This is a genomic window from Bradyrhizobium sp. Ken64 (genome assembly GCF_055807555.1).
On the sequence record NZ_JBVVPA010000013.1, the window covers coordinates 103,430 to 124,456 of the forward strand.

21 protein-coding genes are annotated in these 21,027 nt (G+C 63.3%); 10 read left to right on the forward strand and 11 right to left on the reverse strand.

Annotated elements, in window-relative coordinates; translation table 11 throughout:
* Nucleotides 1-124 precede the first annotated feature (124 nt).
* Complete coding sequence (locus AC0L2F_RS21595; protein ID WP_473249773.1) at nucleotides 125-910, forward strand: GGDEF domain-containing protein; 786 nt, start codon at nucleotides 125-127, stop codon at nucleotides 908-910.
* Here the strand turns inward: AC0L2F_RS21595 and AC0L2F_RS21600 are convergent, their stop codons facing one another.
* From AC0L2F_RS21600 to AC0L2F_RS21610, 3 genes are all read right to left on the reverse strand, one after another.
* Complete coding sequence (locus tag AC0L2F_RS21600; protein ID WP_007614211.1) at nucleotides 911-1,162, reverse strand: hypothetical protein; 252 nt, start codon at nucleotides 1,160-1,162, stop codon at nucleotides 911-913.
* A gap of 23 nt (nucleotides 1,163-1,185) precedes the next feature.
* On the reverse strand, nucleotides 1,186-1,404 hold the full coding sequence (locus tag AC0L2F_RS21605; protein WP_007614210.1) for a hypothetical protein: 219 nt from the start codon (nucleotides 1,402-1,404) through the stop codon (nucleotides 1,186-1,188).
* Nucleotides 1,405-1,522: 118 nt separating this feature from the next.
* Entirely contained in the window at nucleotides 1,523-1,729 is a 207-nt protein-coding gene (locus tag AC0L2F_RS21610; RefSeq protein WP_007596255.1) for a YdcH family protein, read from the reverse strand.
* Between the two features lie 327 nt (nucleotides 1,730-2,056).
* On the opposite strand from AC0L2F_RS21610, the gene AC0L2F_RS21615 reads away from it, so the two are divergent.
* A complete protein-coding gene (locus AC0L2F_RS21615; RefSeq protein ID WP_007596254.1) occupies nucleotides 2,057-2,236 on the forward strand; it encodes a YdcH family protein in 180 nt (59 codons plus the stop codon).
* Between the two features lie 163 nt (nucleotides 2,237-2,399).
* On the opposite strand, the gene AC0L2F_RS21620 is transcribed toward AC0L2F_RS21615, so the two are convergent.
* The gene (locus AC0L2F_RS21620) at nucleotides 2,400-3,503 is read right to left on the reverse strand and encodes an NAD(P)/FAD-dependent oxidoreductase (RefSeq protein ID WP_473249774.1); all 1,104 of its coding nucleotides are present in this window, start codon (nucleotides 3,501-3,503) and stop codon (nucleotides 2,400-2,402) included.
* Nucleotides 3,504-3,705: 202 nt separating this feature from the next.
* On the opposite strand from AC0L2F_RS21620, the gene AC0L2F_RS21625 reads away from it, so the two are divergent.
* From AC0L2F_RS21625 to AC0L2F_RS21645, 5 genes are all read left to right on the forward strand, one after another.
* On the forward strand, nucleotides 3,706-6,390 hold the full coding sequence (locus tag AC0L2F_RS21625) for a sensor domain-containing protein (RefSeq protein WP_473249775.1): 2,685 nt from the start codon (nucleotides 3,706-3,708) through the stop codon (nucleotides 6,388-6,390).
* Between the two features lie 39 nt (nucleotides 6,391-6,429).
* Nucleotides 6,430-7,887, forward strand: a complete 1,458-nt coding sequence (locus tag AC0L2F_RS21630; RefSeq protein ID WP_473249776.1) for a glycerol-3-phosphate dehydrogenase — start codon at nucleotides 6,430-6,432, stop codon at nucleotides 7,885-7,887.
* 74 nt (nucleotides 7,888-7,961) lie between these two features.
* Complete coding sequence (locus tag AC0L2F_RS21635) at nucleotides 7,962-9,131, forward strand: ABC transporter ATP-binding protein (RefSeq protein WP_473249777.1); 1,170 nt, start codon at nucleotides 7,962-7,964, stop codon at nucleotides 9,129-9,131.
* Nucleotides 9,128-10,042 carry an ABC transporter permease gene (locus AC0L2F_RS21640; protein WP_473249778.1) on the forward strand — a complete coding sequence of 305 codons (915 nt, stop codon included), beginning with the start codon at nucleotides 9,128-9,130 and terminating at the stop codon, nucleotides 10,040-10,042. The genes AC0L2F_RS21635 and AC0L2F_RS21640 overlap by 4 nt, the downstream gene beginning before the upstream one ends.
* Before the next feature lie 4 nt (nucleotides 10,043-10,046).
* Nucleotides 10,047-10,859, forward strand: coding sequence for an ABC transporter permease (locus tag AC0L2F_RS21645; RefSeq protein ID WP_473249779.1), 813 nt, complete (start codon nucleotides 10,047-10,049; stop codon nucleotides 10,857-10,859).
* A 14-nt stretch (nucleotides 10,860-10,873) separates the two neighbouring features.
* On the opposite strand, the gene AC0L2F_RS21650 is transcribed toward AC0L2F_RS21645, so the two are convergent.
* Together AC0L2F_RS21650 and AC0L2F_RS21655 are read right to left on the reverse strand one after the other, a co-directional pair.
* Nucleotides 10,874-11,398, reverse strand: coding sequence for a hypothetical protein (locus tag AC0L2F_RS21650; protein WP_473249780.1), 525 nt, complete (start codon nucleotides 11,396-11,398; stop codon nucleotides 10,874-10,876).
* Between the two features lie 22 nt (nucleotides 11,399-11,420).
* Entirely contained in the window at nucleotides 11,421-11,948 is a 528-nt protein-coding gene (locus AC0L2F_RS21655; protein ID WP_231170987.1) for a hypothetical protein, read from the reverse strand.
* A gap of 197 nt (nucleotides 11,949-12,145) precedes the next feature.
* Between AC0L2F_RS21655 and AC0L2F_RS21660 the strand changes: the two genes are divergently transcribed.
* Nucleotides 12,146-12,643, forward strand: a complete 498-nt coding sequence (locus AC0L2F_RS21660) for a DUF6622 family protein (RefSeq protein ID WP_473249781.1) — start codon at nucleotides 12,146-12,148, stop codon at nucleotides 12,641-12,643.
* On the opposite strand, the gene AC0L2F_RS21665 is transcribed toward AC0L2F_RS21660, so the two are convergent.
* The 5 genes from AC0L2F_RS21665 to AC0L2F_RS21685 form a co-directional block, all read right to left on the reverse strand.
* A complete protein-coding gene (locus AC0L2F_RS21665; protein WP_473249782.1) occupies nucleotides 12,644-13,636 on the reverse strand; it encodes a hypothetical protein in 993 nt (330 codons plus the stop codon).
* A 113-nt stretch (nucleotides 13,637-13,749) separates the two neighbouring features.
* Nucleotides 13,750-14,601: a carbohydrate ABC transporter permease gene (locus tag AC0L2F_RS21670; RefSeq protein ID WP_007614196.1), complete on the reverse strand. Its 852-nt coding sequence runs from the start codon at nucleotides 14,599-14,601 to the stop codon at nucleotides 13,750-13,752.
* Entirely contained in the window at nucleotides 14,598-15,470 is an 873-nt protein-coding gene (locus AC0L2F_RS21675; RefSeq protein WP_007614195.1) for a carbohydrate ABC transporter permease, read from the reverse strand. The genes AC0L2F_RS21670 and AC0L2F_RS21675 overlap by 4 nt, the downstream gene beginning before the upstream one ends.
* A gap of 93 nt (nucleotides 15,471-15,563) precedes the next feature.
* The gene (locus tag AC0L2F_RS21680; protein WP_007614194.1) at nucleotides 15,564-16,949 is read right to left on the reverse strand and encodes an ABC transporter substrate-binding protein; all 1,386 of its coding nucleotides are present in this window, start codon (nucleotides 16,947-16,949) and stop codon (nucleotides 15,564-15,566) included.
* Nucleotides 16,950-17,307: 358 nt separating this feature from the next.
* Nucleotides 17,308-18,288: a LysR family transcriptional regulator gene (locus AC0L2F_RS21685; protein ID WP_473249783.1), complete on the reverse strand. Its 981-nt coding sequence runs from the start codon at nucleotides 18,286-18,288 to the stop codon at nucleotides 17,308-17,310.
* A 114-nt stretch (nucleotides 18,289-18,402) separates the two neighbouring features.
* Here AC0L2F_RS21685 and AC0L2F_RS21690 point away from each other — a divergent pair, with 114 nt between their 5' ends.
* Together AC0L2F_RS21690 and dctA are read left to right on the forward strand one after the other, a co-directional pair.
* Nucleotides 18,403-19,476, forward strand: coding sequence for a 4-oxalomesaconate tautomerase (locus AC0L2F_RS21690; RefSeq protein ID WP_473249784.1), 1,074 nt, complete (start codon nucleotides 18,403-18,405; stop codon nucleotides 19,474-19,476).
* 84 nt (nucleotides 19,477-19,560) lie between these two features.
* Nucleotides 19,561-20,946: a C4-dicarboxylate transporter DctA gene (gene dctA / locus AC0L2F_RS21695; protein WP_473249785.1), complete on the forward strand. Its 1,386-nt coding sequence runs from the start codon at nucleotides 19,561-19,563 to the stop codon at nucleotides 20,944-20,946.
* The last annotated feature ends 81 nt before the right edge of the window (nucleotides 20,947-21,027 follow it).

Below are 21,027 nucleotides of genomic sequence, written 5' to 3' on the forward strand. Positions count from 1 at the left end.
AAAAACAGGAAGATAGGCCAGATTAGCGGTTCCGGCCGGTGGCTCGCAAGGCGGTGGCAAGGAGAAGGGAATGCACTATCCTGTCTTGGTGAATCCCCGCAAGCCTTCATTGAGCAGGATGCCCATGAAGAAACCAAAAAGGGCGAGCGCTGCGAAGGCCAAAAAGGGCCCGAAAACCAGCGCCGGTCGCTCCAAAGTTGCTCTCAAGCGTCGGGCCAAGAGGCCGCCCGAGAGTCCCGCTAAGCGTCCGGCGCGGCGTCCGGCCAGACCGCCGCGGCGCGAAGCGTCTGCCGATGGCGGCGCCAAGCCGGCCATTAAGGCGGCTATCAAGCCGGCCATCAACGCGACCATCCGCGAGCTCCGGAGCAAGCTCAGGGGGGCGCTGCGGCGGGTCGCGGAGCTGGAGGCTGCCGCCGACACCGACTTCCTGCTCGAAATTCCGAACCGGCGCGGCTTCGAACGCGAGCTCGCACGCGCCGTCGCCTACATGAAGCGCTACCGTGCCAGCGGCGCGCTGATCGTGCTCGACGTCGATCGGCTGAAGCCGATCAACGATTCCTTCGGCCATGCGGCCGGCGACGAGGTGCTGAAGGCGATTGCCACCACGCTGACGCGGCAGATCCGCGCCTCCGACGTGGTCGGCCGGCTCGGCGGCGACGAGTTCGCGCTGCTGCTCTGGAATCTCAGCGAGACCGACGCCAAGGCGAAGGCCGCAGCCTTCGAGCAGGCCATCGACGAATTGTCCTTTGTCTTTCGCGGCCAGCACGTGAGCGCGGGTGCTTCCGCCGGCGTTGCCCTGCTTGGGGTGCAGTCCGACGCCGCGCGCGCCCTGGAGGAGGCCGATGCCGCGATGTACGTGCGCAAGGCGCACCGGCGGCACGAGCCGCGCATCAGGCTCGTCAGCAGCTAGTCAAAGCGTGCCGAGGTCTTTCGGTACGTCGCCGAAGCTGCGGAGCAGTTTGGCGTCACCGAATTCGCCGGTCATGGGATCGCCGCTGCGGCTGAACGCGACCGCGCCGGTGTGGCCGGCGCCGTGCGACATAATCTCGGCGCGCCGTAGCGCGGCCGCCGCGCTCTGGCATTCCTCGGCCGCACCTGCGACCGGCGATCCGTCCTCGTCGGTCAGGAAGGGTAATGCAACGTAATAGGTGACATCGGACATGGTCGGCTCCGATAGCTGACAGCTCAGGCGGCGCTGCTCTTGCTCCGCATCTTGCTGCGCGAGGTCTCCGGAATGCACCCGGCGGAAACCGCCGCCTGCAATTCCTCCAGCTCGGCCTCCAGATATTCATTGGCCATGATCAGCGCCTTGATGGTGCTGCGCAGATTGCCGTCGCACATCGCGATCGCCTGATCGCAGGCTTGTTCATAATGGCTGTTGTCGAGAAGGGCGGTTGCCGACATCTGCGTGTTCCTTGGACGGTTTCCCCGGGGGCTTGGGTGCTCAAATGTTCTTATTTTGTTCCTTTCGAGTCAAGCGGATTTACGTGCCGGGGGGGGCCGCCAAGTTTCTACCTGTGGATCAGGCGATGATGTCGGGCGTGATCTGGTCTTCGATGAACGCGATACGGTCACGCAACAACAGCTTGCGTTTCTTCAACCGCTGCAACCGCAACAGGTCGGGGGCGGGCGATTGATGCAGTGCATCGATCGCCACATCGAGATCTCGGTGTTCCTGGTGCAACCGGGCGAGCTCGGATTCGAGTTCGCGCGCATCTTCATTGGTCATGTCTGCGGTGGCCGAAAAACCGATAGGCGTGAGATTAAGGCTGTGGATGCCCTGTGGAAACTATCGTCCTTGCGCGCCGTGATCGCAAGCGATCTCCGGCTGTCCCGCGTCGATCTCCCGCGAGATATTTCTGCGGTCGCTCCGGCGTTGCGCAAGCGCATTGATATCACGGATTTTTCCCGCGTGGTTCCCTTACTCACGCTTCGTTACATATGTATTTTCAAAAATGACACTGCGACGACGGATACCCATCGACAGAACGAATCGGTGATGTACACTTCGTCGTCCGGTCGAATCCAAGGTTCACCCCTACCGAGGAGGTTTCGAATGACAATTCAGGCACATCTGGTTGAATTGGAACGGAAGCACAAAACTCTCGAAAACGAATTGCACGAAGCTCTCGTGCACCTTTCAACAGACGACCTGCAAATTGTTGAGTTGAAGCGCCGGAAGTTGATGGTCAAGGACCAGATCGAGCGTCTCAGGCACGGCGACACGCTCCACTAGTAACCCCGTAACAGCGTAGAGTTGATCGCACCCTTTCCGCAGGGATGGGAGCCTTTGCGCTCATCCCTGCTGCGAGGCGCCCACGTGCAAGGATTTGCGCGGCTCTAGCTTCTTGCCTGGACGCGGTTCTTTAAGCGCACCCAGAATCCCCTTCGCCTCGAAACTAGCTATTTGCGAGTTCGGCGACGTGATCCGCGATCGCGAGCGACGACGTCAATCCGGGCGACTCGATGCCGAACAGATTGATCAGGCCTTCGACGCCGTGATCGCGCGGGCCCTGCATCAAGAAATCCTGCGTGGCCACCGCCGGCGGCACGATCTTCGGGCGGATGCCCGAATAGCTCGGCATGAGCGCGCCGTCAGGCAGCGTCGGCCAGTATTTGCGGATCGCCGGATAGAAGCGCTCGGCGCGTGACGGGTCGACCTCATAGTCGATGGTCTCGATCCACTCGACGTCGGGGCCGAAACGGGCCTGCCCTGCCATGTCCAGCGTCAGATGCACTCCTAGGCCACCGGGCTCTGGCACCGGATAGATCAGGCGCGAGAACGGTGCCCTGGCATTGCAGCTGAAGTAGTTTCCCTTGGCGAGGTAGGCCGTCGGGATCCGATCCAGCGGCATGCCCTCGATGTTGCGCGCCACCGTGGTCGCCGAGAGCCCGGCGGCGTTGACGAGGAGGCTGCATTGCAGGGTCATCGGCGCTTCGCCGCCCGCCTCGATCTCGATGACGCCGGCGGTCGCCTTGGCACGGATCAGCGGGGTGTGGAACGCGAAGGCCGCGCCCGCATCCTCGGCTTCGCCGCGCAGCGAGAGCATGTAGGCGTGGCTGTCGATGATGCCGGTCGACGGCGACAGCAGCGCGGCGTCGCAGGCGAGCGCCGGCTCCAGCGCACGTGCCGCATCGCCCGCGAGCAGCTGCATGTCGAGCACGCCGTTGGCCTCGGCATGCGCCTTGATCGATTGCAGCTTCTCGGTCTCTTTCGGATTGGTCGCGACGATCAGCTTGCCGCAATTCCTGTGCGGGATGCCGCGCTCGGAACAGTAACGGTAGAGCGCGTGCTTGCCGTCGACGCACATGCGCGCCATCCAGCTTCCGGCGCGATAGTAGATGCCGGCATGGATCACCTCGCTGTTGCGCGAGGAGGTGATGGTGCCAATAGCCTCGGCTTCCTCGAGCACGACCACCTCGCGCCCGGCTTGCGCCAGCTTTCGAGCCACTGCGAGCCCGATCACGCCGGCTCCGATGACGACGCAATCGACCCTATCCATGGTTGTGCAGGACGTCCGCTCGAAGCGACGATGGCCTCACGCCTGGGGACGGCGGCGCGGGGGCGTTTTCCGTTAAGGAAGAATTTATCATGTCAGGGCAATTGCCGTATTTGATGCCACATTTTTCCGTTGCGCGTACAGGCGTTTACCCGATCCAAACCCGCGAGACCAGACAATCCGACGTTGAAATCGCGGGTGGCTGATGGCTGAGAAGAACTGGCACGCGGGCAGCGCGCTTCCGATTGCGGTGCAGGCCGTCGCGTGCCTGGCCGCAGCGGTAGCGCCTGCGCGCGCCTTTGCCCTCTCCGACAGCTTCACTCCTCCGAGCTATCTCGGCGAGCTCAATCCCGACGTGATCTGGGAAGCCCTGATCGCGGGTGTCGTGATCTGCTCGTTCCTCGTCGCGATCGCGCTGTGGATCCATTCCTCGCTGCGCCGGACCAGGCGCCTGCAGCTGCGGCGCAATGCCTTCGTCTCCTCCGCGATGAACAATCTCAACCAGGGCGTGGTGATGACGGATGCGCAGCGGCGCATCATCTTCTGCAACGACCGCTATCTCGATATCTATGGCTTGATGCGGTCGGACATCTGGGCCGGAATGACCGGCCACGACATCCTCGAGCTGCGGCGCCAGCGAGGGGTGCTCGGTGCTTCCGACGATGAGTTCTACGAGAAGGCGGCAAGCCCGAATGGCCTGATCACCGAACTGCCGGACGGGCGGGCCATCCTGGTGAAGTATTTCGTGCTGCCCAACGGCGGCTCGGTGGCGACGCATCTGGACGTCACCGAGCAGCGTAAGCTGTCGCGGCAGCTCGCCTCCACCAAGCAGTTCCTGGAAACATTGCTGGACCACGTGCCGGCCTGCGTGGCCGCGAAGAACATCGAGGATGGTCGCTACATCTTCGCCAATAGCGCCTATGAGCGCTTCTGGGGATTTTCGCGGGACCAGGTTGTCGGCAAGAACGCGCGCGAGCTGTTCGGGCCGAAATCGGCGGCCAGCATCGAGGCGACCGATCGGGCGGCGCTGATCGCGCCCGCCGGCCAGTACCGCAACGAATTCGAGGTCGAGCGCGGCGCGACCCAGCGCATGGTGGCCTCGATCCGGATCGTGGTCCGCAACGAGAGCAACAAGCCTGAATTCCTGCTGGTGGTTTTCGAGGACATTACCGACCGCCGCTCGCTGTCGCAGGAGCTGGAGAGCACGAAGAAGTTCCTGGAGCTCGTGGTCGATAACATTCCGGTGGCGCTGATCGTCGAGCAGGTCAAGGACGGCCGCTACCTGCTCGCCAACCGCAGCGCTGAGACGATCCTCAACCGCAGGCGCGAGGAAGCCACGGGCCTGACCGCGTCCGACATTTTCAATCCCAAGGAAGCCAAGCTGATCATCGCGCGCGACGAAGCCGCGATCAAGAAGCGTGGGATGATCACCGAAGAGCACCCGATCTCAACCAAGGACGGCCTGCGGCTGTTCCTCACCCGCCGCGCCACCGTGCTGAGCGACACCGGGGAGCCGCAATATCTGATCAAGACCCACGAGGACGTCACCGATCGCCGGCAGACCGAGTCGCGCATGGCGCACATGGCCTATCACGACGGCCTCACCGATTTGCCGAACCGTGCCGCTTTCCTGCAGGCGTTGACCCAGATGATCGAGGCCTGCGAGGGCACCGGCGAGGAGTTCGCGGTTCTGTGCGTCGATCTCGACGGCCTCAAGGAGGTCAACGACGTCTTCGGTCATGCGCACGGCGACAAGCTCCTGGTCGAGGTGGCCCAGCGGCTCCAGGACTCCGCGCGCGGCGGCGTGGTGGCGCGCCTGTCCGGCGACGAGTTCGGCCTGATCATCGACGGCAAACAGCCGGACGCAGGTCTCGCCCTGGCGCAGCAGATCGGTGCTGCGATCGCAAAGGAATTCCAGATCGAGGGCCGCCCGGTCCGCGCCGGCGTCACCACCGGCATGTCGATCTTCCCGCACAACGGCGCCGACGCCGCCTCGTTGCTCGCCAATGCCGGCGCAGCGCTGTTCCGCGCCAAGCAGAAATCGCGCGGCACGATCAGCCTGTTCCAACCGGAGATGGACCAGCAGATCCGCGATCGCCGCGTGCTGCACCAGGACCTTTCGGTGGCGATCAAGAACGGCGAGCTGTCGCTCGCCTTCCAGCCGCAGGGCGCCGCGGGCCACAGCGTCGCCGAGAGCGAGATCATCGGCTTCGAGGCGCTGGCGCGCTGGCAGCATCCGGTGCGCGGCCAGGTCTCCCCGGCCGAATTCATCCCGATCGCGGAGGAAAGCGGCCTGATAGTCGAGATGGGCGAGTGGATCCTGCGCGAGGCCTGCCGCGAGGCCGCGTCCTGGCCGAAGCCGCTTCAGATCGCGGTCAACCTGTCGCCGGCCCAGTTCATGCACGGCGACGTGGTCGGGCTCGTCCATTCCATCCTGCTCGAGACGGGTCTCGCACCCGGCCGGCTCGAGCTCGAGATCACCGAGGGCGTGCTGATCGAGGACTTCGATCGCGGTCTTGCGCTGCTGCGCCGGCTCAAGGCGCTCGGCGTGCGCATTTCCATGGACGATTTCGGCAGCGGCTATTCCTCGCTGAGCTATCTCCAGGCGTTCCCGTTCGACAAGATCAAGATCGACCGCGCCTTCATCATCAATCTCGGCCGCAACCCGCAATCGGCGGCGATCGTGCGCGCGGTGATCGATCTCGGCCATGGCCTGGACATGTCGATCGTCGCCGAGGGCGTCGAGACGCTGGAACAGCTCGTCTTCCTCGCCGAAGAAGGCTGTGATGGCGTGCAGGGCTATCTGCTCGGCAAGCCCCTGCCGATCGGGCAATATGCCGGCCTCGTCGGTCGCGCCGAAGTCATGGAGCTTGCGCTCAAGACCGGCTAGTCATGGTGGGCGCTTCTTTTGCTCCCATACGACGGCCTCATGGCGGACTACGACCTTGCGATCATCGGCGGCGGCCTGAATGGTGTCAGCCTCGCGCGCGATGCCGCCGGCCGCGGCCTGCGGGTCATCCTGTTGGAGCAGGGCGATCTGGGCGGCGCGGCGTCCTCGGCAACGCCGCGGTTGATCCACGGCGATCTCTCGGTGCTGGAACGGCGCAGCTTCCGACGGGTGCGCCGGGCATTGGCCGAGCGCCGGACCTGGCTCCGGATCGCGCCGCATCTGGTTCGGCCGATGCGCTTCGTGATCCCGGCGCATTCCGACGAGCGCCCACCATGGCTGCTGCGCGTCGGCCTATTCCTCTACGACAGCCTCACCAGCCGGAGCGGCCTGCCTGCAACGGCGACCCTCGACATCACGCATCATCCGGTCGGCAACGCGCTGAAACGACCATTCGGCACGGCCTTCGAATATTCGGACTGCGTCGTCGACGATTCCCGCCTAGTGGTGCTCACGGCACTGGATGCGGCCGAGCGCGGTGCCGTGATTCGGACTGGAGCGCGCTGTGTGCGCGCCGATCGAACCGACACATGGCGGCTCGCGGTGGTCGACCGCGGCCATCGTCGCACGATCACGGCCCGGGCACTGGCCAACGCCACCGGCGGCTGGACGTCGATGGTCGCCGAGACCGTGCTGCGGCAGCCGCAACCCGCCATGGCGGCGATGCAGATGAGCCAGATCATCGTCCCGCGCTTGTTCGATTCCGACAACGTCTACGTCTTCCAGAACAGCGATGGCCGGCTGATCTTCGCGAGTCCCCTCGAGCGCGACTTCACCCTGATCGGAACAGTCACGCACGATTTCACCGGCGATCCCGCGATCGTCGCGATGCCGGGTGCCGACGTCAGCTATCTCTGCGAAGCGGCCAGTCGCTATTTCCGCGAGCGCGTTGCCCCGACCGACGTGGTGCGCGCGGTCTCCGGCGTCAACCTGACGCTGGCGTCCGCGCGCGGGCGTAATGGCACGACGCTGTTCCACGCGCGCCGGCGCAAGGCGCCGCTGATCACGATGTTCGGGGGTGACGTCACCACCTCGCGCCAGCGGGCGGAGCGCGCGGTGACGAAGTTGACGCCGTTCTATCCGATGTCGCCGCCCTGGACCGCAGGCGCGGCGCTACCGGGCGGAGATTTTGCCTGGGATCGTTTCGACATCGAAGTCGATCTTGCGCGTGACCGCTGGCGCTTTCTCTCGGAGACGCAGGCCCAACGCCTCGTGGCGGCCTATGGCTCGCGGCTATCGGCTGTGCTTGCCGAGGCGAAGACCCGGGACGATCTCGGCCCCGCCTTCGGTCCCGAACTGACCGGGGCCGAGGTGCGCTATCTCGTGGCCCACGAATGGGCGCGTTTTCCCGAGGACATCCTGTGGCGCCGCTCCAAGCTCGGCCTGACGATGTCAGCGCAGGAACGCGATGCGCTGGCCGCGTTCATGGCGAATGCGTGAACGAACCGCCTCTAACCGGTTGAGTGAGGGACGATCGGCCGCTAGCGTGCGGCGGGATTGGGGTTGGCAGGGACATGACTGACGAATTGCCCGGAACAGACGCCGCCGCGGATGCGGTCGGAGAGACGCAGTTCACGGCAGGCGAGCCGCTGCTGCGCATCGAGGGCGTCGCCAAGACGTTCGGGACGTTCCGGGCCGTCGACGGCGTGTCGCTCGACATCAAGGCCGGCGAGTTCTTTGCACTGCTCGGGCCCAGCGGCTGCGGCAAGACCACGCTTCTGCGCATGCTCGCCGGTTTCGAAGCGCCGGATCAAGGGCGCATCCTGCTCGGCGGCAAGGACATCGCGCAGGCGCTGCCGCATGAGCGGCCGATCAACATGATGTTCCAGAACTACGCGCTGTTTCCGCACCTGTCGGTGCGCGACAACATCGCCTTCGGCCTGAAGCGCGCCGGCATGGCGCGCGCCGACATCGTCACGCGCGTTGCGGAGATGGTCGCGCTGGTGAAGCTCGATGGGCTCGAGAAGCGCAAGCCCGATCAGCTCTCCGGAGGGCAGCGCCAGCGCGTGGCGTTGGCGCGCGCACTGGCGCGGCGCCCGCAGCTCCTTCTGCTCGATGAGCCGCTCGCAGCGCTGGACAAGAAGCTGCGCGAAAGCACCCAAGGTGAGCTGATGGAGCTTCAGCGCCGGCTCGGCATGACCTTCATCATCGTCACCCACGATCAGGAAGAGGCGATGACGATGGCGAGCCGGATCGGCGTGATGAGGGAGGGCAAGCTCGCGCAGGTGGCGAGTCCCCGCGAGCTCTACGAGGCGCCACGCTCGCGCTGGATCGCGGAGTTTGTCGGCGACATCAACCTGTTCGACGCCGAGTCCAAATTACGCGACGGTCATCGTCTGGTCATAGGCACGCGTGATGCGGGACCGCTGGTGGTGGCGGAGCCGCGTGGGCCGTTCGGTGAGGTCAGATTATCGGTTGCGATCCGCCCCGAGAAGATCAAGCTGTCGCGCCGTGGTCCGGTGAGGGAAGCCGGTCATGAAACGGCGATCAACCAGCTGGACGGCGTGATCGCCGACATCTGCTATCTCGGCGGAACCACCACTTACAAGGTGAAGCTCGATGCCGGAGGGATGCTGCAGGCCTCGGTCGCCAACAGCGCGCGCCTTGACGTCGACGCCTACAGCCTGAACCAGCCTGTCGTCGCCTGGTTTACGCCCGACGACTGCGTGGTGCTGCCCTCATGAGAGCGCGCCGCATTTTTGCGCGACCGGCTCGACTTGCCGCGATCGCGCCCTATGTCTGGATGGTGCTGTTCTTCCTGGTGCCGTTCGGCTTCGTGCTGAAGATCAGCCTGTCGCAGACGGCGATCGCGCAGCCGCCTTACGAGCCGGTGTTCGACCTGATGGCGGGATGGGGGGCGCTGAAGGCCGCCTTTGCCGCGCTGTCGATCGACAATTTCCGGCTGCTCGTCTCCGACGACATCTACGTGTTCGCCTATGTGCGTAGCCTCACCGTCGCCGTCACCGCGACCGCGCTGTTGCTTCTGATCGGCTATCCTATCGCCTACGGCATGGCGCGGCTGCCGGCGCGCTGGCAGGCCGTGGCGATGGTGCTGGTGATCGTGCCGTTCTGGACTTCGTTCCTGATCCGCATCTATGCCTGGATCAACATCCTCCAGCATGACGGGCTGCTCAACCAGATCCTGCTGGCGCTGCATCTGGTGAGTCAGCCGGTGGTGTGGCTCTCCACCGACAGCGCGATGTATATCGGCATCGTCTATTCCTACCTGCCGTTCATGATCCTGCCGCTCTACGCCACGCTGGCCAAAATGGAGCCGGTGCTGGAGGAGGCCGCCTCCGATCTCGGCGCACCGCGCTGGCAGGTGTTCTGGCTCGTCACCTTCCCGCTGTCGCTGCCCGGCGTCGGCGCCGGCGTGCTGCTGTGCTTCATCCCCATCGTCGGCGAGTTCGTCATTCCGGATCTCCTGGCCGGCTCCAATTCCCTGATGATCGGCCAGACCTTGTGGCTAGAATTCTTCACCAACAAGGACTGGCCGGTCGCCTCCGCCGCGGCCATCGTGCTGCTGGTGGTGCTGCTGGTCCCGCTGCTGCTGTATGAACGGCTGCAGAAGCGGCAGCTGGAACAGGGGCGGTGAGGCGATGCGCAAGGTCTCCCGCCTGTCCCGCTTCAACGTCGCCTCGCTCGCGCTGGGTCTGGCCTTCCTCTATCTGCCGATCCTGATCCTCGTCATCTATTCCTTCAATGCCTCGCGGCTGGTGACGGTGTGGGGCGGCTGGTCGCTGCGCTGGTATCACGAGTTCTTCAATGACCGCGCCATGATCGAGGCGGCCTGGATGAGCCTGCGCGTCGCGGTTTCGTCGGCGACCATTGCGACCCTGATCGGCACGCTCGCCGCATTGGCGCTGTCGCGCGGCGAGCGGTTTCGCGGCCGCACCCTGTTCTCCGGCATGCTCTACGCGCCATTGGTGATGCCGGAGGTGATTACCGGATTGTCGCTATTGCTGCTGTTCGTGGCGCTGAACGCCGAGCGGGGCTTCTGGACCGTGACGATCGCGCACACCACGCTGACGATGTGCTTCGTCGCCGTCGTCGTGCAGTCCCGCCTCGGTTCGCTCGACCGCTCCTTGGAAGAGGCCGCGATGGATCTCGGCTGCGATCCCGTGCGCGCGTTCGTGGCGGTGACGCTGCCGCTGATCGCGCCCGCGATCGTCGCGGGCTGGATGCTCGCCTTCACGCTGTCGCTGGACGATCTCGTGATCGCGAGCTTCACCACCGGCCCGGGCTCCGCGACGCTGCCGATCCGGATCTATTCAGAGGTACGGCTGGGGGTGAAGCCCGAGATCAACGCGATCTGCACGCTGGTGATCGCCTTGATCGCGGTCGTCATCGTGTTCGCCTCGCTCGCCTCGAAATTGTCGAGCTCGCAGGGCGAGAGCGCGGCGCCGTTGTGAGAAAGGCCTGCCTCTCAGAAAGCGGCCAACACCCATTTGGCTCCGTCGGCGCGCAAGATGTAGATTTTGCCGCGTGCCAACACGGTTTGGAAGTCGGTATTTCCCGTCCCAACGATGGCCTTGAGATCACCGTTGGCAGCGTCGACCGTCAGGACCTGGCGGGGCGCCAGTTCGATCCTCTGCGCAACGCCGCCGACAATGAACTGAAAGCCGAGCGGCTGACCGGCATCGTTGTAGAATCCGACGCTCGTTGCGCCGACTACGGGGTCGGCCAGCAGCCGAGACGGAAGAGACGCAGCGACATTCGTACCCATCGTGGCGCCGGGGGACGTGTGGCCCGGCGCCAAAGTCGGCAGATTGGGAGAGAATACGTGCGGCGCCAAATCAGGCCTGATCGCGTTTCTCTCAATCGTGGTCTGCAGATTGGGAGCACGCAAGCCGAGATTTCCGACTGACGGGGCCGATTGACCTGATGCGATCTGCGTCGACAGGATCAGAATGAGGCCGGCGGTTGTTATGGCGGTGCGTAAGCAGTCCATGACGATACCCTCTTGTCCGACGTTAACCTCTTGCTGCCGGCGCGGCGTTGCCGCCTGCCGGTGGTGCAGGTTGATTTGGAAGAGCCTCGTTGGCAGTATCTGGAGCCGGCGGACGGCTTGAGGATTCTTCGATCGCTCCCGGCGTCGACTTGCCGAAAATATATCCGACGATCGTGCCGAGAAGGCTGAATACGGGCGCTGTCTGCGTGTCGGTGTAACCGGCGACGATCAGGAACAGTGCGGCAAAAACCACGAGAAGGATCAGGAAGGCCTTGTAAAATTCCTGCGTGAGCTTGCTGATCGCCGCCATCACGCACAGCAGGATTGCCATGGCGACCACCAATGCGATCGCGAGGCCGGTTAACCAGAATTCATAGGGCGTCTTGTAGGTGACGTAGCCTTGAGGCTGCACGGTCTTGGCGGCCTCCGTTCCTGCGGATGATGATCCCGACGGTGGCGGTGCGTTGGTGATGCGCTCCTGGTTGAGGCCTGGAGCCGTCGCGGTGGCGCTTGGAGTCGGATTTTCAGGAAGCTGCTGCGCGTAGGCCAAGCTCCCGCCCGACAGAATCAGCACAATTGCGGCAAATCTCATCACTCTGCGAAGCAGCATTTCGCTATCCGTCAGGCAAATGGATGGGTAAATACGCGGTACCGACAATAGATAGAGAATATCGTGCGCGCACACTTAGGTTGTCAATCTGATTTTTATCGTTTCGCCTCGGTCAGGCATAGTGACGAAAGTCAATCATGAAGTTCGCGCTCGGCATCATCACTCATACGCCGCTCTGGGTCTTCGCATTGCTTGCCTATCTGGTCTGGCAGGGCATCAAGGCGATGCAGCCCCGCAGGGCGCCGATCTCGCGCGCGCTGATCGTGCCGGCCGTGTTCATCGTCTGGGGCGTCTCACGGATCGGCTTTGGACATCAGGACGGCACGTGGCCGCTGATCGCCTGGATCGCGGCGGCACTGGCGCTACTGCCGCTCGGCGTGCTGACGCCGCGTCCGTTCGATGTCGATCACACGACCGGGGAGATCATTCGTCCCGGCAGCGCGTTTGCGCTGGTCCGCAACCTCGTCGTGTTCTCCCTGCAGTACACGGTTGGCGTGATCTCGGCGATCGATGCGGGCGATCGCGCGGTGGCCTTCATCGCCGGCCGCGCCATTTCGGGCGCGACCGCCGGCTATTTCATCGGCTCGACGATCGCGCTTCTGATCGCGTATCGCCGCAAGAGCGCGGTGGGATGATCAATGTGACCGGGATGCGCGTTTCACAGCCTTGGTGCCTGTAGAACGCGATCGTGTCGCGGAAGCCGCGGCGGGCTCCGCGAATCGCGCGCGTACCGCGCCGTGGACGGCGGATCCAAGCTGCCGCAGCGCAAGGCTGTCGAGCGGAAATTCGAGCAGGATGTGGATCAGGCTCAGCGCCAGCAGGAAGGTGAAGCCGAAGGCGTAGTCGTAGAAGTACAGCGCGGTGGAGACGGCGCTGGCGCCGGCCATCGCCGCCAGCCGCGCCTTTGGCACAGCGGTCCAGCGGATCACGTCGGCTTTGATGAACCAGTTCAGATAATGATAGGTGTAGACGAAGGCGAGCAGGCTGGTCAGCCTGACGTCGAGGACGAGCCCGGGCACGCCGAACAGCCGGCCGAGGGCCGGACCGACATTGCCGAAGTAATCCTGTCCGACGCGGGCAAAGCTCGCGATCCGGATTTCGGCGGTGGGCGGCACCAGCAGGATCGTGGCGATCGCGACGAGGTAGACGGCCACCAGCGCGGCCTGCACGCGGCTGCCGGACCGGTAGGCACCGAGCACCATGAAGATCAGCGTGAACAGGCAGACGTGGATCAAGGTCGGAATCAGGATGCCGATGACCGCGAGTGACGACCCGCTCGAATACATGATCGCGGACAGCGCGATGGCCGCCATGAACAGCAGCATGCTTTCGATCGCCGAGGTGGTGGCTGCCAGCATGGCACATACGACCAGCGCGCCCCACATTGCGGAGCCGAACCATGACGCGTTGTCGATCAGGGCCGCGACCACGGCGACAATCGCCAGGACAGCGGCAATCCCGCGGTGAGGCAGATAGTAGCTGCGATCATGCAGCCACGAGATCTCGGTGAAATAATGCGCTGGGCCGAGCACGACATAGGCCAGCAGCAACAGCTCGAACGGCACCAGATAGGACGCGGCAAGCGCCCCGAGCATCAGGCCGAGATGGAGTGCATCGTTGCTGCGCATGATGAGCCCGCTGGCTTTGCGGGCTGCAAGTTAGAGCAGGCGCGGACAACTGGCAATTGTCCGCTAGTCTGCGCGAGCGCCGTGCTTGCGGCGTCCCGACCTGTCCTGCTGCGTCAGGACTTCACCGCACCCGCGGTGAGCCCGCCCACCATGTAGCGGCGGAAGGCGTAGTAGATCGCCGCCGGCGGCAGCGCGTAGATGAAGCCGGTCGTCATCAGCAGCTCCCACGGCGAGTCGTCGGCGGCCAGGAAGTTGCCGAGCGCGACGGGAAGGGTGAGCTCGCGGTCGTTCGAGAGCAGCAGGAACGCGTAGAGGTATTCGTTCCAGGCGAGCAGCACCGCATAGGTGCCGATCGCGACCAGCGAGGGCATCATCAGCGGCAAATAGACCAGGCGGAAGATCTGCAGGGTCGTCGCGCCGTCCATCACGGCGGCCTCGTCCAGTTCGACCGGCAGCTTGTCGGAGGCCTGCTTGAGCACCCAGATCGCATAAGGGCTGGCGATCGTCACCATGGCCAGGATCAGCGACCAATGATTGTTGAGCAGGCCGTAATTGCCCATGGTGCGATACATCGGCACCGCGAGGAACGCCGCCGGGATGAAATAGGTGAACAGCGCGAGGTTCATCACGATGCGCCCGCCGGGCACGCGCAGCCGCGAAATCGAGAACGCCGCGGCGGTCGCGATGACCAGCGTCAGCACGCCGACGGCCGCCGCGATCACCAGCGAATTCCAGAACTGCACGTAGAAGTCGCGCAGGAAATAATGCTGCTGCTTGAACACGATTTCGAAGTTGTGCAGTGTCGGATGATCCGGCCACAGCTTGCCCGAGAACGCGTCCTCCTTCGGCGAGATCGCAAACAGGAACATGTGATAGATCGGTATCATCGTCCAGAGCAGGACGGGAATGCCGATCAGGAGCAGCCGCGCCTCGGTCGCGACGTCACGGAGAGAGGGAAGCTTCATCGCGACAACCGTTTCATCATGAAGTACATCAGCGGCAGGACGAACGGTATCGCGCAGACGATGGAGGCCATCGCGAGCGAAAGCTGGTCGAGCCGAAGATAGCGGATGCCGAGCGTCGACAACACGTGCGTGAGGTCGGCCGGGCCGCCGCCGGTGAGCAGATAGACGCTGTTGAAGTCGCCGAGCGTCCAGATCATCGAGAGCAGCGTGCAGGTGATGTAGAGCATCTGCAGCGACGGCCAGGTGATGTAACGGAATTTCTGCCACCAGCTGGCGCCATCGACCTCGGCGGCCTCGAACAGATCTTGCGCGATCGCAAGCCGTCCGGTCATCAGGATCAGCGTCCAGAACGGCAGCGATTTCCAGATGTGGACGGCGATCGCCATGGTCAGCGCCACGGTCGGGTCGTTCAGCCAGTTCGGGCCGTCATCGCCGGTCAAGGAGAAGATGAAGTGGTTCACCATGCCCCATTCGGGGTTGAACATGAAGCGCACCGACAGGATGGTCGGGATCGACGGCACCGCCCAGGGCAGGATGAAAACCACCGAGAGCCATCTGATCCAGGTGCGCTGCTGCGCGAAGAAGCCGGACAGGAACAGCGCGATCAGCATCTTGATATTGATGCCGATGACCAGGAAGATAAGCGTGTTGACGGCGGCGCGCGCGAAGATCGGGTCGTTATAGAGCGCGACATAATTGGACGGAGCGCGCGCCAGCCATAGCCCGTAACAGACGGGGTAGACGACGAAGGCGAGGAAAACGAGCAAATAGGGTGCGAGCAGCACGATGCCCCAGATTTGCGTCGGGGTCAGCCGCGACGACAAGGGCGGTGCGGGGATCGACTGATCACCAGAGAGCGTAATCGCCATTCTTTTTGGACTCTTCAAAGAGTTGCCGGCCGCAAAACGCGGCCGGTACTGTTCTTATACCTTCACCCGCAGGGCGGGGCGAGGGGCGATGACTTAACCCGCGACCTGCTTGATGCGGGCGATCAGTTCGTCGACGGCCTTGTCGACCGGAACCTTCTCGCTGACCACCCGGTTCATCGCCTTGGCCCACACGTTCTCGTTGTTGAGAATCGTGAACTTCCAGTTCTTGGTGAAGTCGAACGGCGCGGTGCCGCCCGTGAACTGGGCGTAAACCGCCTTGCGGTGCTTGTCGGCCTGCCAGAACGGGCTGGCCTGGCTTTCCTTCGTCACCGGGAACCAGCGGCCGAGCGCGCCTTCGATATAGGGCCGCACGTTCTCTTCCTGGAGCAGGAAGCTGATGAACTGCTTGGCCTCGGCCTTGTTCTTGGCCACGCTGAACACCAGCCCGGTCTTGACGTCGGAGCGGTAGCGGATGGTCGACCCATCCGGCGCCTTCGGGAAGGACGCCGTGATGATGTCCTGTTCATAGGCTTTCTTGCCGGCGTCGCGCTGCTCTTGCGTGAGCGCCTGGTTCTGCGAGTCCTCGTACCACTTAGCCGCGATCGAGATCGTGAAGTTGTGGGTCATCACGATGGTCTTGTTGTGGAACGCGACGTTGTTGTCCGGATCCTTCCAGGTCGTGGAGGACGGCGGCGTGCAGCCCTTGATGTAGGTGTCGGTGTAGTCCTTCATGGCCTTGATCAGGTTCTCGCGGACCTTGGGATCGTCGACCGTGAGCTTGCCGTCGTCATCGACCAGCTTGACGTGGTAGGCGTCCATGAAGGTGTAGAACGACTGGAAGGCGTCGGTGGATTCCACGCCCATCGGCTGGCCGACGGCGTAGATGCGCTGGCCGGTGGCTTTGCGGATTCCGGGTTGCACCTTGTCGCACCAGAACGTCCAGTACCCCGCCCAGTCGGTCGGAATGTCGGCGAGCTTGAAGCCGGCCTTCTCCAGCATGTCGTTCCAGATCTGGACGTGCATGCTCTGCTGCTTCAGCGGGAAGCCGTAATAAGCTTTCTTCTTGGTGACGTCGTTGTAGAGGATCGAGGCGTCCAGCGTGTTCTGCACGAACCGGCCCTTGATCGGCTCCATGATATCCGAGAGGTCCTCGAGCTTGCCCTCGTAGGCCCACTTGCCCTGCGCCTGGACGTCATAGGAGTCGGAATAGGCGACGTCGGGCACGGTGCCGGCATCGAGCGCCGCGACCGTCTTCGGAATCATGTCCTGGATCGCGTACTGCGACAATTCGACCTTGATTCCCGTCTTGGCTTCGAACTTCTTGATCGTATCAAGCAGCGCGTCGTCTTCGGAGCGGTAGAAGCCCTTGCCCCACCAGACCGTAATCGTCTTCTGCTGCGCAAATGCGGGTGCAGCGGCTGCGAACAGCCCGGCCGCAGCGACCGCCAGTGATACTGCGCCAATAACCTTGGATTTCACGTTTTTCTCCCTCAAACGGCCGGTGTTTTTAACCGGTCGTATAAAACACTAGCGCATGGCCGTGGTACGATCTAGCGGCTTGTTGTCAGACATAGGTCGTGGGGGATCGCCCTGTGGAGATGCTTAATGTGCGCATCGATCTAAAGGCTGCATCAATTCGTGGCAATCAATTCGCTCTGGGCATCCCGGCTTCACCCCATCATCCGCCGGATTGCCGAAAGATCCGGCTATTGTAAGCGGTGTGACGGCCCAAGGCAACGCAACCGGCCGCGCCGCGGTGCTGCGGCGGTGATCCAGAAATGCCTTTGAGGACACGGCAGCGGCAGGAACAGTCTGGCAGCGCGCCGCGGGTGAGTTGTCAGCGTTTCCGCTTCAGGCCCGTCGAAGCAGCATTCGAGCTTGCCCCGGCGGTTCGGGCACGCGGCCTGCCTTGCCCGCTCGTTCCTAAGGGAGAGCGCCATGCCTCGAAAAGCATTTTGAGGAGCTGGCTTGCATGTGGAGATAGGGTCGCACCGTGCCTACGCACGATTCCGATCGTCCGCGATACCTCCGGCTCGACCAACGGAATGGTGTGGATGATCGGATGGCCGGCGGCTGGCGTCGCGAGCCTCGGTAGCACCGCGACGCCCAGTCCCGCTTCGACCAAGCCAAGCGAACCGGAGAGGTGAGCGACTTCGTAGGTCCAGTTGAGCTGCAAGCCGTGCCGCGCCATGGCGTTGTCGATCAACGCGCGATTGCCGCTGTTGCGGCCCACGGTGATGACACGGTGCGGCACTATCTCCGACCAGCTCACCTGCTTGCGCGATGCCAACGGATGATCATGGCGGCACGCCAGGACGAAAGGGTCTTCAACCAGTTTCTCAAACTCAATTTCGGCATGCGAAGCGCCGATGAAATTGATACCGAAGTCGGCCTCTCCGCGCGCGACCGCTTCCAATCCTTCATTGGCGCCGATGTCCAAAATCCGGATGCGAATGCGCGGATACGCTTCGGCGAATCGGCCGATCGCTCGTGGCAGGAAATAGAATACTGCTGTCGGGACCGCGGCCACCGACACAACACCTGAACTTCGCGCACCGATATCTTGGATGGCAAGCACCGACGTTTCGAACTCGTCGATGAGGCGGCGCACCTTTGGCAGGAAGTCGCGGCCGGTCATGGTGAGGTTGACGTGGCGCGTGGACCGTTCGAGCAACGGCGCGCCGAGGCTTTCTTCGAGTTTCTGAATGCGCCGGCTCAGCGCCGGTTGCGACAGGTTCAGCGCCTTCGCGGTGCGGACGAAGCTGCCCATCTCCGCCACGGTGATGAACGCCTTGAGGTCGAGCAGTTCTGCATTCATGGCAGACTCCGTTGTACCAATAACCGGAATAATACATCAGATATTTGCATTTCACAAAAGAGTTGGGCGGGTGGATGATCTCCTTCGAGCAAAGTTCCCGAACGGAAGAGCCTCATGAACGATCAGATCGCTATTCCATGCGTGGTAATGCGCGGGGGCACCTCGCGCGGGCCGTTTTTTCTGGCCAGCGATCTTCCAGCCGAACCCAGGCTGCGGGATGCGATCTTGTTGTCGGTGATGGGAGGGGGACACGATCTTGGGATTGACGGAATTGGCGGTGGCAACGCCGTCATCAACAAGGTTGCGATCGTCGGACCGGCATCCGTCGCGGGTGCCGATGTCGATTACCTCTTTGCCCAGGTACGGGTTCGTGAAGGGATCGTCGATACTTCGCCGAACTGCGGGAATATGCTGGCGGCGGTAGGGCCGTTCGCAATCGAAGCCGGATTGGTCGCCGCTACCGCAGATCGCACCCATGTGCGCATCCACAATGTCAATACCGGCAAGCTGATTGACGCGACGGTTGCCACTCCCGGTGGCCGCGTGACCTATGAGGGCGAAGCGCAGATCGACGGTGTACCGGGAACGGCCGCGCCTATCGAACTGTCATTCCCCAACGCAGCCGGCGCACGCACCGGCCGCCTGCTACCGACGGGACGTCCGGTCGACCGCATCGAAGGGGTGGACGTAACCTGCATCGACGCAGCCATGCCGGTCATGCTGGTCCGCGCGGCGGATATGGGATGGACCGGCCGTGAGGCACCCTCGGCGTTCGCCGACGGCGACTTCCGCGCGCGGCTCGAAAACCTGCGTATCGAGGCTGGACGCCGGATGGGTTTTCCGGATTCTCCGTCAATGGTGATTCCGAAGCCGGTCCTGATTTCGCCCGCGGTCGAGGCGACGTTGAACACCCGGTACTTCATGCCGCACGACTGCCATAGCGCACTCGCTGTGACCGGCGCTGTCGCGATCGCGACCGCGTGTGTGACGCCCGGAACGATCGCCGCAGAGATGGTCGGACTGCTGGCGCCGCCGGTGACGATCACACTTGCCCATCCATCCGGCCAACTCGTGGTTCGGCTGGAGCCTGGCCCAGTTGCCAAGGTGCAGCGGACAGCTCGGCGAATCTTCGAGGGCCACGTCTTCGCTCGCCGGTCGCACGTGCCTCTTTCAGTCATGGCGGCCTGAAGCTGGGCCGCCTCCGAAGCCATCGAGAAAAATCAGAGCCACAAATTCAGGGCCATAAACTCAGAGCCAAGGGAGCAACGAGAAATGCATAAGGAAGCGCTGGTCGGACACCCGAACATTCAGGTGCGAAAGCCATTCTACCGGGTTCTCTACGTCCAGGTCTTGATTGGCCTCATGCTGGGGATCCTCATGGGCCATTTCTGGCCCGAATTCGGCGCCGCGCTGAAGCCCCTCGGAGACGGCTTCGTCAAGCTGGTCAAGATGATGATCGCGCCGATCGTGTTCTGCACCATCGTGAGCGGCATCAACAGCATCAGCGATTCCCGCGAGGTTGCCCGCACGCTGGTGAAATCCATGGCGCTGTTTTACCTCTTGACCGCGCTCGCATTGCTGGCAGGCCTGATCGCCGTATCGTGGATCCAGCCGGGCGTGGGCATGCATGTTTCCCCCAGCACGTTGGATCCGTCGGTGGCCGCGAAATTCACCAAGCAAGCTGGCGTGTCCGGATTCGCGGACTTCGTGCTGCACATTATTCCGCATTCGTTCTTCGGAGCGTTTGCCGATGGTGAAGTTCTGCCGGTGCTGCTGGTCTCCGTCCTGGTCGCCTTTGGGCTGAGTCGCGCCGGCGACGGCGGTGCCGTCGTGACAAAGGCAATCGACTCGTTCTCACAGGTGCTGTTTGTGTGCTTCGGCTTCGTCATGAAGCTCGCTCCGCTCGGTGCCTTCGGCGCCATGGCTTTCACGGTCGGCCGCTACGGCGTCCGTTCGATCGGCTCGCTCGGACTGCTGATCCTGACATTCTATGTCGCCTGCTCGGTCTTTGTGATCGTCGTGCTCGGTACGCTGGCGCGGTTGAACGGTTTCAGCCTGTGGAAGACCATTCGCTACTTCAAGGAAGAACTGCTCATCGTGCTCGGCACGTCATCGTCGGAGCCGGCGCTCCCTGGGGCGCTGCGCAAGCTGGAGCAGCTCGGATGCCAAAAAGGCGTGTCCGGACTGGTATTGCCGATGGGCTATTCTTTCAACCTTGATGGCAGCGCCATTTATCTCACGTTGGCCTCCATCTTCATCGCGCAGGCCTGCGACATCCACCTGTCATGGGGGCAGATTGCGGCGATGCTCGGATTGATGCTGCTGACGTCGAAAGGCGCGGCCGGCGTTACCGGCAGCGGCTTCGTTGCCCTTGTCGCGACTCTCTCCGTCATGCCGGATCTGCCCGTGGCAGGCGTGGCGCTGCTTGTCGGCATCGACCGCTTCATGTCGGAAGCACGGGCGCTGACCAGCATGATCAGCAACTGCGTCGCGGCTATCACCGTTTCGCTGTGGGAGGGCGCTTGTGATCGCGAGGTGTTGGCACGCGAACTGGGACAGAGTGGCACTCTCAACGTCGCGGCCGGATCGAAGATCGGCGGGCGAGCAGTGGTGCAGGAGGACAAGGCGTGGATCTCGACGACGCAATCGGCCGCTTAACTCCACCTTTGGGATGAAATCGGCCGCAGTATTCAGTTGGCAAGCCGCTGGCAAGTCGAGCTTGTTGAGTGTGGGCTGCCG